Source organism: Sedimentibacter sp. MB31-C6, from assembly GCF_035934735.1.
GTDB lineage: Bacteria > Bacillota > Clostridia > Tissierellales > Sedimentibacteraceae > Sedimentibacter.
The window spans coordinates 1-13,652 of sequence record NZ_CP142397.1 but is presented as its reverse complement, the minus strand read 5'-3'; the positions used below and the strand labels follow the sequence as shown (position 1 = coordinate 13,652).

The window sequence follows — 13,652 nt, the reverse complement described above, 5'->3', positions numbered from 1 at the left end:
TTAATACCCTTTCATTAAATTAAATATTTATTCTAATTATAATAATAAATACATTAATAATTCAGTAAATATTATAGCATGCAAACTTATAAATATCAAATATTAATTTTATATAAAGGAATTATTAAAATTCATTTATTTATATTTATAAGTTTAGCGTTAATGAATTACTCATAATTTGAATCTATTATTTTAATTTTTTTCTGTGTATCTTCAAGCTTATTTATACAAAAAGAGTAAGCATTCATGCCTCTTTCATAATTATTTAATAATTCATCTATAGAAATTTTATCCGTATCTTCAAATTTTTGTATTATATCCTTTAAATCTGATAATGCGCTTTCAAAATCTTCATAATTTTTTTTCATAATCCACCTCATCTATATTCAAAGTTTCTGCTTTAACAATAAAATCTTTGAATCTAATAGTTAGTAAATCTTGTTTTTTAATTTGATTAATATTTTTAATTATATTCCCTTCTAAATCAGATACAATTGCAAAGCCTTTATAAAGTTGATTGTTATAATTGTTACTCTGTAGTTTTTCGTACATTATTTGCAATTGATACATTAAGTCACATAATTTTTTTTGTGTATTATTTATGATTAATGCCTTATAATTTTCTAAATTACTTTTTTGTTTAAAAATATTTTCTATAGGAAGATAACTTTTCAAAATATATCTAGAAGTTTTCAATTCAGATTCTTTTAATGATAGATAGTTAGATGTACTTTGTTTTAAGTTGAATAGTAAGGCTTTTAGAGTATCTTGTATATCTTTATAACCAATAATTATTTTTTCAGCCGCTGCTGTAGGAGTATGACAATATACATCAGCTACATAATCAGTTAATGTCCTATCTGTTTCATGTCCGATACCTGTTACTATTGGAACAATTGATTTGTAAACTTCTTCTGCTATATCTAAGTCATTAAATACATTTAAATCTTCAAAACTTCCACCACCTCTGGAAATTAGTATTACATCTGAACCATTATTATTGAAATATTTTATTCCATTAATTATATTTTCTTTTGCTTTATTTCCCTGCACAAGAACATTATATATTACAACTTCAAAGTTTCCTTTGACACTTTCAAAAGTTTTTAAAATATCTTTTATGGCAGCTCCTGATTTTGAAGTAATAATGCCAATATTGGATGGAAACAAAGGTAATTTTTTATCTTTGTCAAACATCCCTTTAGCTTTCATTTTTTCGTGAAGAACTTCTAAATCTTGAAGTATCTTACCTATTCCAATTCGTTCAACTTTTCTAACATTTAATTGATAAGTACCCTTTGCTTCGTAAACAGAAAGTTCACCTTCTGCTATAACTTTGTCCCCATTTTTTGATATTGTATCTTGATAAAATGCAACACAATTAATACAAGACTTTTCATCACATAAAGAATAATAAGTATATCCTGTTTTACTAATTCTAATGTTAGATATTTCACCTTCAATTCGAAGATTGTTTAGAATTGAATTGCTCATTATATATTTTTTTATAAATTGGTTAAGTACGGATACTTTAATTGGTTTTAGTTTCATTATACCACCTGTCTATAATTGGTAAATAAGCAATTCCAACTGCGTTATCTGAAGAATAAATCTTTGTTGGAAGTATAATACCAAATTTTCGATTTAATTCTTTCATAATAGTATTTCTGATAATATCATTAGATGCAACTCCACCAGTTATTATGATTGTATCGAAATTATAATTGAGTTCAATTTTTTTTATTATGTAAATTATACATGTAGCTATATATTCAAATAAAGATGAAATTATAGTTTCTTTATTGTATTTATTTAAATTATATAAATTTTTATAATAGTTTTCCATTCCAGATAAATTAATAAAGGTATTTCCGCTAATGGAAGGTAGTTTGATTTTTTCTATATCAACATTTTCTTTCATATAGTTTTCCATATATTTGCCACATGGAAATGGAAATTTTAGATAAGTTCCTATTCTGTCTATTAATTGGCCAAATGTTATATCTTTACTTCCACCTATTATTTTAGTTGAATAACCTTTAAATATTTTTTCTATAGATAAAAATTCAGTTGTTCCTCCTGATATATGTATTGCTAGAGTATTATTTTTTATATTTTTGTAATGATTAATTACTGAAGCGCCAATATGATTTTCTTGATGTGAGTATTCAATATAATTACAGTTTAAAGTTTTGGCAATTACTTTTCCATAGTTTTGTCCAACAGTAAAAACCGGCATATATGAACCTTCAACATTTCTAGGTTTTGAGCTTACTGCGATAGTTTTTACATTTTGAAGGTTATGTTGTGTTTTCTGAATGAGTTCTTGAAAGTTTTTTAGATGCTGAAAAACTGCATCTTGTTGCCTTAATCCCCTTTGTCCTGGGGAAACAGACAAGATTTTTCTCATATCTGTTTCTATTGTACCTTTTATGGAATCTATTAAAGCTATTGATGTAGTGTATGCACTTGTATCAATGCCCATTATATAGTCTGACATTACTAGACTTTCCTCACTATAGATCCTAATAAACCATTTATAAATTTATGAGAATCGTCTTTTGAATATTTTTTGCTTATTTCCACAGCTTCATTTATCGATACACTTTCTGGTATTGATTTATTATATAAAATTTCAGAAAGGGATATACGGAGAACAGCTAAATCAACTTTTGCTATTCTAGTTATTTTCCAATCTTTTGAATTTTCTTCAATGTATTGGTCAATTTTTTCTAAGTTATCAATCATATCACCAATAGTTTTTTCAAGATATTCAATATCTATATTAGTCAATTCAAAGTGTTGAACATATTGATTTATACCCATTTTGTCATAGTTTTTATTTATATCCATAGAGTAAGCAATTTTGACAGCTTCTTCTCTTGTTTCTTTTCGTTTCATATTTCCTCCATAAAAGATGCTATTTTCCCTTAAATAAATTATAGATTGACAAAATAAAATTGTCAATCTATATTACCATTTCTTTTAATCTGTTATTATCTCAGTTTCAGGTAATTCTTTTTGTTTTTCCTTTTCTTGTACTATGTTAAGCACATGAACATTTACGCTAGCAACAGTTAAATCCGTCATGGTTTCTATTTCTTGTTTAACTTTCATTTGTACGTTTTTAGCAACCTCATTTATTTTATTTCCGTATTCAACGTTGATGAAGATATCTAAAACAACAGTATTTTCATTTATTTCTACTTTTATACCCTTAGAGTAAGTATTTTTGGAAAAAAGGCCAGTAATTCCTTCTGTAACTCCTGTACGAGTTGTACTGACACCTTTTACTTCACTTGTTGCTATACCAGCGATTATTATGACAACGTCATCTGATATTTTTACCTGTCCGTATTCAAAAGTCTCATTGTTTTCCATATTAGCACCTCCATAAATAATTATATCAGAAGATGTAAAATTTTACAATTCAATATTATCAAATTTTACAATTTTAATTTGTTCAGTTTCGTAGTTTGTTTCAGATACAATTATATCAAGAATTTTAGTAACATCAGCTTGCTCTAGTGTATCATTTGTAATTACTTTAACCATATTATCGTCAACAATTGCAACTGATTCGTTGTAGCCTTTGCTTTGAAGCATTAATTCAATATCTTGTTCTGTTTCAATGAAGTTATTTTTATTTAAAAGTAAATTTTCAAATTGCTGTTTAGTATCATCTGATATAAGGCTGTTACTTATATTTCCTTCTAAATGATCAATTACTTCCATATTGCTTTTTTCTTTATTAAGCTTGAAATTATTAAAACTTATATTCAACGTATTAGAGCTAGCTTCTTCAGTTGGTGTTGTTGATGCTGTTATGCTTTCAATATCAGTTATATCGGTTATGTCTCCTAGAATTTCATAATCTGTTTCAGTTTCACCTTCTACTATTATCGCATTACTTTTTTCTTCATTATTCTCAGAAATTGTTTCATCAATTATTTGTGCATATTCATTTTCATCAAATGTATTTGCTGGCTCCATTGTCATATTTACATAACCTATAATAAATATTATAGCCAAAGATGTTAAAAATACTAATGTTTCTTTTTTCATAATCATTTAATTATCCCCCTAAATCTAATATACTACTTCAATATCATTGACATTTATATCAAATAAAGTTTTTATTGAATTCATTAAAATTGTATAAATATCCTTATTTCCATCATAATCTACTACCACAAGAACACCTGAAATTTCTGGATATTGGTAATATTTTTCAACAACCTGATTATTGTTCCCTATAACAACCTGGTTTTGCTTAGTTTCTCTGTTCACCTCTCTTTTCATACCTTCACTTCCTATTTCGTTATTAGTTTCTAAACTTGTGTTTTCATCATAAATTGGTTCCATTTCAGGAGTTTTTTTTGTGTAAAGCATAACATCTACACTTTTAATACCTTCTATTTTTCCTAATATTTCTTCCATTCTCTTTTCCATAGCGTACACATAACTATCGGTAGTGATTTTATTATTATCAGAGCTATTAAATGCAGATGCATTTTCGGAGGTATTACTACTAATCAAATTTGTAGTATTAAACTTTAATATCAAGGATATAATCACTAATAATATAAAAATGTTAACTGCATAAACTAATTTTTTATTTTCTTTGAAGATATTAAAAATGGTGTTTAACATAGACATAAAGCTTCCTATCCTTTCCTACTTTTTCATCAGTCGATTTCAATATTTTCAGTATTGATATTAAAAATTTCTGCTATTACTTTTTTAAATTGAGAAGATTCTTCTATATTTAAGAATTTGTTTAGTGTTATAACAGCTTTTATATCCATATCCTCTGTAAAGTTAAGGGTTATATCTTTAATCACTTCCTCTCCGTCAAAAGTATTATTGTTTATCTTATCAATAAATTCTTTATCCACATTTTCAATGTTAATTTCTCTTTGATATGAATAGGAAGAAACGGGAACATCTTGAAGTAAATCTTCAAAAACAATGCTTCCATTAAAAAATATATTATTGATAATATAAACTATAATAAAAATTTTTATTATTAATCTACAAAATTTTTGAGTTTTCCCTTCCGGAAATATTAACATTATTATGTTGAACATCATTACTAAAATTAATATATTTACTATTATATTTTTCATAGGCTATCCAAAAATATTATTCATAAAGTTTAATAAAACAGAGTAGTATACAGTTGTTATTACAATTGGTGTAATCAAGCAAATTAAATATATGAAAAATATATCAGCCATTTCATAAATGAGCTTGGATATATTATCATTAAAAGGTTCAACAATTACTGCTGTAGATTTATACATAATTAAAACTAATATCATTTTAATTAGTGATCCTCCGAAAGCAGAAATAATAAATATAATGACTATTATTCCTAAAACATCCTTAATCATCAGTAAACTTTTAAGGAAAACTCCAAAAAAACTAGTAACTGCGTTTCCAACAACAGGAATTGATGAAGGAGATAAAGCTTTTATAGAACTTATAAAAATATTATCTGTTTTATATAATATATATCCTTGTACAGAAAAATTTATGACTACAATAATAATATAACCTGACAAAATTAATAATGTTCCCTTTTTTAAAAATTTGTAAAGCAACTTTGCATTAATTAATTTACTTGAATTATTAATTAAAATAATTGAAATCATAATCAGCGTTATAATATCTGTAAAGCTATATATAAATTGAGTTGTTATACCAATTATATAATTCAAATATGTTTGAAAAAATTGCAATATACTTAACTTGCCGAAGGTAAGCATCGCTGCTAAAAATATAGCATTAATATCCTCTGTTATAGTTTTAAATCTGGCAAAATCATTATTAAGCATATTTTTAAGCGATAATACATCCTTAAGTATTATTGTAAATATTACTATAACTGAAAAAAACACAACTTTAATTATTTCATCAGGAAAACCATTAGGGTATGTAGGGAATGGTTTGTCTAATACTATACCACTAATTTCCCAATGACCCGTAGTTGTATCCTTTCCATTTGATTTCTCATTACATCTGCCAACTGTTGCGTCAAATTCATCAGCTTTTTTTATTTCTTTTAGACCTTCGATATTTAAAAGCCCTAATTTTTCTAAATTAGGTAAAGCAAAACCGTCTATATTTTTATAAATATTTTTTACTGTATTGCTACCGATATCACCATATTGGGCAGCATCTGGCAATTCTCCTATACCGACACTGTCTAAAACTATTAAAATTACTCTTTTTATCATTTGTCTACTCCTTATCTATGTTTTATCTATGCTCTTGGAAATGTTCTTTCAAAAACTTCAAGTGATTTATATTCTATGTTTTGCATATAATTCTGTGTTGCCCCTAAACTTGTTAAACCAAGTAGATCTTGTACAGTGCAAAGATCTGCTCCGTGGGAAATCAAATGAACGGCAAAAGAATTTCTCAATACTTGTGGAGATAATTCTTTATTCAAATCCATTTGCTTTTCATAAAATTTCAGTGTTTTCCAAATTCCTTGACGAGAAATAGAACCTCCATATATATTAATAAATAAGAAATCATTATCTTCTTTACATTTATTATTTCTAAAATTGTTTATGTAATTAATAATGGCTTTCTTTGAATATTTGCTTAATGGAAGTATACGTTCTTTAGCACCTTTTATAGTAATTATTCCTGCATTTAAATTTACATCTTTAGTATTGATGTTTATTAATTCTGTAACTTTAATACCTGATGAATACAAAAGTTCCAATATAGCATTGTCTCTACTTCCTTTAAAAGTGTTTATATCTGGTAGATTCATCAAAATGTTTATTTCATTCTCGGACAAAATAGATGGTATTTTCTTAACTTGTTTAGGGCTATGTATACTCATAGCAGGATTTTCAATAATAATTTTCTCCATCTTTAAATAATTAAAAAAATTTTTCAATGCAGAAATTGTTCTTGCAATAGTTGATGAGCTTTTACCTTGTTTCTGTAAATCAACAAGGTAAGTTAATATTTGTGCTTTTTTTGTATTAATAATTTCGATATAATAATTATTTTCTAAATAGTTGTTAAAACTTTTCAGATCATAGATATATGAACTCACAGTATTCACGCTTAAATTCTTAGAATTTAGATATCTTTTGTAAATTTCAATATAATTATTCATTATCTCACCAACAATCTACTTAATAATAAAATAAAATAACTGTAACTAAAACTATATGCAATAATAATCCCTATATATATAAATGATAATTTAATGTAACTAGATATAATTATATCAAATTTATGTGAAATAGTCTCTACATTTTTTGTTTTTTTTGTATATTTTGATACAGAGCTTGAAATATATGTAAAATAAAAAAGAAGTGGGAAGAAAATAAAATAGTCAGTAAATATAAATATGAAGTAGACTTTATTAAATTGCATAGCTCTAATCATATATATAACTGATAATCCGTAGTAAATTGAAATTAGTCCAAATAAACCATTAATAATATTACTTTTTCCAATACAAGTAAGTAGAATAATAGATATAAAATAAATTAAATTTTTTTTCAAAGTTTTTAGAAATATTTCTGTTAACGTCATTTTACTTATGCTTAAATAATTAATACTTGCAAAATTATCATGCTCTGTTACAAGAAAAATTAATGCAGAAAGCATAAGTGCTATTACAAAAATAACAACAAGAGTTAATAATCTTTTTTTTTCTGAGAAAATTAACTTCTTTAATGTTCTATTCATAAAAAAAACCTCCTGAAAGCTTTACTTAATAATATGCTTGTACAGGAGATTTAATTCGTACTATCATGAATTTAACCAATATAATAATCCTAATAAAGTCTTGCTATCAGTAATACTATTGGTCTCTAACATTTTCCTTGCTTCTTCTTTACTAAATGTTGATATTTCAATAAATTCATCTTCATCAAATTTAGTTGATACATATGTTAAATCCTCTGCCATGTACAAATGAACTTTTTCATTTGAAAACCCAGGTGAAGAATAAAATTCAAAGACTTTTGTAATTTTTTTAGCTTCAAAACCTGTTTCTTCCCTCAGTTCTCGTGCTGCACATTCCTCTGGTTCTTCTGCTAAGTTGATTATGCCTGCCGGCAATTCATATAAAAAGTCTTCTACAGCTTTTCTATATTGTCGAACTAAAATTATCTCATTCTTTTCAGTTAATGCAATTATAGCAGAGGCTCCCTTATGTTCAACTATTTCTCTTTTTGCATATTTTTGATTTTCTAGTTCAACTGTATCAATTCTTAAGTTAAGTATTTTTCCTTCAAAAATTTTTTCGCTTTTTACAGTTATTTCTTTATTCAAAATTGCCTCCTATCCATATGCAATTCCATTTAATTTTATTCAATAGTTTAATAGTATCTGCTTAATTGTAATAATAATAAATGTTTTTGTCAAGTTATTTAACAAATTGATTATTTTTAAAAACTCCTTGTTTTATAGTCAAAACAAGGAGTATGCATATAATTTTATTTATTAGAATTTAAGATACCTTTTGTTCTAATCTAAGTTTATCAGCTATCATTGCTATAAACTCTGAATTAGTTGGTTTACCTTTATTGTTGTGAATTGTATATCCAAATATGTTGTTAATAGTTTCAATTTTACCTCTAGTCCAAGCAACTTCTATAGCATGGCGAATTGCTCTTTCAACTCTACTAGATGTTGTATTATATTCTTTAGCAATCATAGGATATAATTCCTTTGTTATGGCACCTAATAAATCAATATTATTAACTACATCAAGGATAGATGTTCTCAGGTACTGATAACCTTTAATGTGAGCTGGAACTCCAACTTCATGCAAAATTTCAGTTATTTTAACTTCTAAACTAACTTCTGCACTAACTTTTTCCTTATATGCTATTTCTTGATTTTTACTTTGAACTCTCGATGTTTCAAATTCAGATATCTGAATCAATCTTTCTGCGAATGATTCAAAATTAAATGGTTTTACTATATAATAATCTACTCCCATATTAATTGCTCTTTGTGTAACCTTATCATGTCCAACAGCTGATAAAACTATTACTTTCGGATATTTTTTCAATTCCTTTTTGTGTAGTTTTTCTAACACCCCCAATCCATCTAGATGAGGCATTATAATGTCTAATATTAATATATCTGGCTCATATTCCTCTACAGCCTCAATGGCTTTTATTCCGTCTTCTGCCATTTCTACAACATCAAACATATTTTTGCTCATCAAGAAATCCTTTAAAATAAGTCTAAACTCTTTATTGTCGTCCGCAATTACAACATTAACCTTTTTTATCATTTTTTCCCCCTAATAATAAATTAATTGCTCACTTATATTATACGCTTAAAATATAAAAAACCCTTTTTTTTTCTAAAAATAATTTAAATCCTTTAAAAAATTCTATTATAATAGTATTTTTTCTAAATAAAAACTATTTTTAACTTCCTTTATAAATAATATATTATTGCTATACAAAAATATACGGATATTTGAAGAAAACTGCGTTTTTTTATATTTCAAGCTTTTCATTACTATTAAATTCATTAAAAATCCACTCTATATATATACCATATCCCTTTGTAGGATCATTCATAAAAACATGTGTAACAGCTCCAACAATTTTATTATTTTGAACCACAGGACAACCACTCATTCCTTGAATTATACCATTAGTTAACCCTAAGAGTTCATCATCTACTATTTTTATCACAAAACTTTTTTCATCAGGTTTATTTTGATAAAATATTTTAGTAACTTCTATATTATATATTTTAGTTTCATTATTAACGCAGGAATATATTTCTGCTGGACCTAAAGTCATTTCCTCTTTTGATCCAACTTCAATTAAGTCATTTTTAAAATAATTCATACCATTTTTATTAATATTTCCATAAACACCAAAATTTGTGTTATTTTCTACGGTTCCAAGACTTTTTTCGTCTCTTAATATATAACCAATAATTTCACCCGGTTCACCTTTTTTGCCTAACTTTATACTTGTTATATTTGCTTTTGAAATTACTCCTGTTTTTATGTCTATTAATTTACCTGTATCTGCATCAGCTATTCCATGTCCAATTGCACTAAATCTACCTGTTTCAGGATCTACAAATGTTACCGTACCAATTCCTGCAATATCATCTCTGGCCCAAAATCCAAACTTTATTTCATTGCTTTTATATATTTGCACAGGTGTAATATTACAATTGTATATTTTACCCTCTCTTTCATATGTTATTGAATAATCTTTAATTCCTTTACTTTCAGTATATTTTATAATATCTTCTGCATCTTCAAATCTAATAGAATCAATACTTAAAATCTTATCTCCAATTTGCATACCAGCCAATTTTGCTGGTGAAGTAGAAACTTTATCAGTATTTACTATATCAGCTAATCCTACCACTAAAATACCTTCTGTTTTTAATTCAACACCTATAGTTTGACCACCTGGAATTATATATTTTGCTTCAGCTTCAACAACCAAATCATTATTTTTAGTTAGAAATTTATATGGATTGGTTTTTAAATCATAACCAAAAAAAACAGCTATAAATAATACTGTAATAAAAAAAATAAAGAATAAAACTCTTTTAGCGTGTTTCATCTAATTCTCCTTCAAGTTTTATTCTTAACTTCTCCATATGACACTTGTTTTATACATATAAATCTTTTGTGAATTTTTATATTTTACAAGTGTTTTTAATATATTTTTACATATTGTCGCTAATCTCAATTAATTCCTTCGCATTGCTTAAAGATTTTTCAGTTACCTTCATGCCGCTTAACAATCGTGCAATTTCATATATTTTATCTTTATTATAAATTCTTTTCACAGTGCTGAAAGTGTTATTTTCAGAAATGCCTTTTTCAATTAGAAAATGCTTTTTTGCTATTGATGCTATTTGAGGTGAATGAGTTACACAAATTACTTGATGATTTTTTGATATGTAATTCATCTTTATGCCCGCCATTTGAGCTGTTTTACCACTTATTCCAGCATCTATTTCATCAAAAACCATAGTTTGACTATTATCGGTTTCACAGCTTATTTTTTTAAAAGCTAACATAATTCTAGATGCTTCTCCACCTGATACTACCTTTTGTACTGAATTTAAATCACTACCAATATTGGTTGATATCAAAAATTCTACTGAATCTATTCCATCAGGTGAAAAATCTGGTTTTTTAATTATATTAACTTTAAATTTAATATTTTTCATATTTAAATCATGTAGCTCTTTTAGCAAATTTTTTTCCAAAATAATTGCGGCATCTTTTCTTTTATTAGAAATTTTATCTGCACATGTTTTTATTGATTTAAATAATTGTTCTTTTTCTATATTTAATTCATTTAAATTTTTTTCAGCATCTTTAATTATATTTAGTTCTTTTTCTACAGAATTTCTATATTCTAAAATTTTTTCTAAATTAAATCCATATTTTCTTTTAAGTCTATTAATAAGAGAAATTCTGTTTTCTATAGTTAATAGACGTTCATCATCTACATCAAGACCTTCAGAATAATTTCGTATATCGTATATTAATGATTGTAACTCTTCTATTAAAAGTTCCAATCTTGGGAATAAGTCATGTAATCCATCATCAAAATTTTTGACTTTATTTAAAATACTGTATACTTTGTTTAAGCTGTTAACAGATGAATTACTATCCGAACTTAAAATATTATAAACTTCGTATAGAGAAGTTTTAATTTCTTGTACATTCGAAAGTTTTTTAATTTCATTAAGTAATTTTTCTTCTTCAAACTGCTGTATATTTGCATCATCAATTTCATTTAATTCATATTGAAGTTGCTCTATTTTTATATCTTTATTGATTAGTTTTTCTTGAATATATTTTATTTCTTCACATTTTTTATTATAACTTTTATACAAGTATTTATACTTATCATTAAGTGGACTTAAATCCCTATCTATTAAGCTATCTAACATTTTAATATGATTTTCTTTTTTAAATAAACTTTCATTGTCAAATTGACCATATATGTCAATTAAATAGCTGCCAATTTCTTTTATTGTATTTAATGGAACAGTTCTTCCATTTATTTTATTAATGCTTTTCCCATTATCCATTATTTCTCTAGAAATTATTAAAAAGTCATTATCATCAATTTCTATATTTATCAAATCTAAAAAATTTTCAAGGTTTTTATTTTGTGAAATATCAAAAATAGCCTCTAATAGCGAGCTTTTTTTTCCTTTTCTAATAAAATCTTTTGATGCTCTCTCTCCTAATATAAGAGACAGTGCTTCAATTAAAATAGATTTTCCAGAACCAGTTTCTCCAGTAAAAACATTAAATCCATTTTCAAAATCAATGGACTCTTTTTCAAATACAGCAAAATTGCTAATATTTAATTTAAGCAGCATATTATCACCATTATCTTATATTCTTCTTAAATTCCTGTAATACATATTCTACATCACTTACTTGTTTAATAGCAACAAAAACAGTATCATCACCTGCTAAAGTTCCTACTATTTCATCAATACCCATATAATCAATTGCAGATGCACATATTTGTGCAGCTCCTGGTATTGTTTTAATAATTATTAAATTAACGGCCGAATCAATATTTACAACAGAATTTTCAAATATTTTATTTAATCTGTCAGTAATTCCTTCTTGGCTTTGTCCAATTGTTGCATATTTGTATTTTCCACTTTTAGACATTACTTTAACTAATCTGAGTTCTTTTATATCTCTTGAAATAGTTGCTTGAGTAACATCAATGCCTAAGGATTTTAATCCATCAGCTAATTCTTCCTGTGTTTCCACTTCTTTTTTTGATATCAGTTCTAAAATTTTAGATTGTCTCGTGTACTTTTTTATTAGTCACCTCTTATATTTATAATAAATCAAAAGCTTCATTAATTAAGCTTCTAAAATTAAAATTTGAATTAGTTTTTGATATTTTTTTTAAATAAGCTAAATATTCAATATTTCCATTACCGCCTTTTATAGGTGAAAAGGTTATATTATTTATATATAAACCGTTATCTTTACAATATTCGTTAAAATTATTAAGAACAACTAAATGTATTTTTTTATCTTTTACTACTCCATTTTTTCCAACATTACCTTTGCCTGCTTCAAATTGTGGTTTAATTAAAACAATAATATCTGTGTTTATATGACTAATTTCGACAATTTTAGGTAAAATAAGCTTTAAAGATATAAAGGAAACGTCTACAGCTATTATATCGACATATTCTTTAAATAATTTAATGTCAATATACCTAAAATTAATACCTTCTAAATTTATTACTTTTTGGTTATTTCTTAGTTTTTCATGTAGCTGGTCATGGCCAACGTCTATTGAATAAACTTTTAAAGCTCCCTTTTTCAATAGAATATCTGTAAATCCACCTGTTGAGGCACCAACATCAACAGAAATTTTGTCAGTTACATTTATACTAAATACATCCAACGCTTTTTCTAGTTTAGAAGCACCTCTACCTACATAATTATCTGTATTTTTTATATATATTGTAGAATTTTCATCTATTTTTAATGAGGGTTTAGTTATTAAATTATTATTAACATAAACCATTTTATTCGAAATTAATTTTTTTGCCTTTTCTCTGCTTTCTGCAAGTCCCGTTATAAATAGGTATACGTCTAGCCTATTTTTTTCCAT

At 25.7% G+C, this 13,652-nt stretch carries 17 protein-coding genes; all 17 read right to left on the bottom strand.

Going from position 1 to position 13,652, the window contains the following annotated elements:
- Positions 1 to 167 precede the first annotated feature (167 nt).
- The 17 genes from xseB to U8307_RS14515 all read right to left on the bottom strand — a co-directional run bounded on the left by xseB (position 168) and on the right by U8307_RS14515 (position 13,652).
- Positions 168 to 368, bottom strand: a complete 201-nt coding sequence (gene xseB, locus U8307_RS14595) for an exodeoxyribonuclease VII small subunit (RefSeq protein ID WP_326909018.1) — start codon at positions 366 to 368, stop codon at positions 168 to 170.
- Complete coding sequence (gene xseA, locus U8307_RS14590; RefSeq protein ID WP_326909016.1) at positions 352 to 1,551, bottom strand: exodeoxyribonuclease VII large subunit; 1,200 nt, start codon at positions 1,549 to 1,551, stop codon at positions 352 to 354. The genes xseB and xseA overlap by 17 nt, the downstream gene beginning before the upstream one ends.
- The gene (locus tag U8307_RS14585; RefSeq protein ID WP_326909014.1) at positions 1,532 to 2,500 is read right to left on the bottom strand and encodes a Kae1-like domain-containing protein; all 969 of its coding nucleotides are present in this window, start codon (positions 2,498 to 2,500) and stop codon (positions 1,532 to 1,534) included. Before U8307_RS14585 ends, xseA begins: the two co-directional genes overlap by 20 nt.
- A 2-nt stretch (positions 2,501 to 2,502) precedes the next feature.
- Positions 2,503 to 2,901, bottom strand: coding sequence for a transcription antitermination factor NusB (gene nusB / locus U8307_RS14580; protein WP_326909012.1), 399 nt, complete (start codon positions 2,899 to 2,901; stop codon positions 2,503 to 2,505).
- Between the two features lie 84 nt (positions 2,902 to 2,985).
- The gene (locus U8307_RS14575) at positions 2,986 to 3,381 is read right to left on the bottom strand and encodes an Asp23/Gls24 family envelope stress response protein (protein ID WP_326909010.1); all 396 of its coding nucleotides are present in this window, start codon (positions 3,379 to 3,381) and stop codon (positions 2,986 to 2,988) included.
- Positions 3,382 to 3,423: 42 nt separating this feature from the next.
- The gene (locus tag U8307_RS14570; RefSeq protein ID WP_326909008.1) at positions 3,424 to 4,071 is read right to left on the bottom strand and encodes a SpoIIIAH-like family protein; all 648 of its coding nucleotides are present in this window, start codon (positions 4,069 to 4,071) and stop codon (positions 3,424 to 3,426) included.
- 18 nt (positions 4,072 to 4,089) lie between these two features.
- On the bottom strand, positions 4,090 to 4,659 hold the full coding sequence (locus U8307_RS14565) for a hypothetical protein (protein WP_326909006.1): 570 nt from the start codon (positions 4,657 to 4,659) through the stop codon (positions 4,090 to 4,092).
- Between the two features lie 29 nt (positions 4,660 to 4,688).
- A complete protein-coding gene (locus U8307_RS14560) occupies positions 4,689 to 5,129 on the bottom strand; it encodes a hypothetical protein (RefSeq protein ID WP_326909004.1) in 441 nt (146 codons plus the stop codon).
- Positions 5,130 to 5,132: 3 nt separating this feature from the next.
- On the bottom strand, positions 5,133 to 6,239 hold the full coding sequence (locus U8307_RS14555; protein ID WP_326911648.1) for a stage III sporulation protein AE: 1,107 nt from the start codon (positions 6,237 to 6,239) through the stop codon (positions 5,133 to 5,135).
- Between the two features lie 29 nt (positions 6,240 to 6,268).
- The gene (locus tag U8307_RS14550; protein ID WP_326909029.1) at positions 6,269 to 7,144 is read right to left on the bottom strand and encodes a tyrosine-type recombinase/integrase; all 876 of its coding nucleotides are present in this window, start codon (positions 7,142 to 7,144) and stop codon (positions 6,269 to 6,271) included.
- Positions 7,144 to 7,725, bottom strand: coding sequence for a hypothetical protein (locus U8307_RS14545; protein ID WP_326909027.1), 582 nt, complete (start codon positions 7,723 to 7,725; stop codon positions 7,144 to 7,146). Before U8307_RS14545 ends, U8307_RS14550 begins: the two co-directional genes overlap by 1 nt.
- Before the next feature lie 63 nt (positions 7,726 to 7,788).
- Entirely contained in the window at positions 7,789 to 8,316 is a 528-nt protein-coding gene (locus U8307_RS14540; RefSeq protein WP_326911625.1) for an NUDIX hydrolase, read from the bottom strand.
- 175 nt (positions 8,317 to 8,491) lie between these two features.
- Complete coding sequence (gene spo0A / locus U8307_RS14535) at positions 8,492 to 9,286, bottom strand: sporulation transcription factor Spo0A (RefSeq protein ID WP_326909025.1); 795 nt, start codon at positions 9,284 to 9,286, stop codon at positions 8,492 to 8,494.
- A 211-nt stretch (positions 9,287 to 9,497) separates the two neighbouring features.
- Complete coding sequence (gene spoIVB / locus U8307_RS14530; protein WP_326909024.1) at positions 9,498 to 10,595, bottom strand: SpoIVB peptidase; 1,098 nt, start codon at positions 10,593 to 10,595, stop codon at positions 9,498 to 9,500.
- 106 nt (positions 10,596 to 10,701) lie between these two features.
- Positions 10,702 to 12,381, bottom strand: coding sequence for a DNA repair protein RecN (recN, locus tag U8307_RS14525; RefSeq protein ID WP_326909022.1), 1,680 nt, complete (start codon positions 12,379 to 12,381; stop codon positions 10,702 to 10,704).
- Between the two features lie 10 nt (positions 12,382 to 12,391).
- On the bottom strand, positions 12,392 to 12,844 hold the full coding sequence (locus U8307_RS14520; protein ID WP_326911624.1) for an arginine repressor: 453 nt from the start codon (positions 12,842 to 12,844) through the stop codon (positions 12,392 to 12,394).
- A 16-nt stretch (positions 12,845 to 12,860) separates the two neighbouring features.
- Complete coding sequence (locus U8307_RS14515) at positions 12,861 to 13,652, bottom strand: TlyA family RNA methyltransferase (protein WP_326909020.1); 792 nt, start codon at positions 13,650 to 13,652, stop codon at positions 12,861 to 12,863.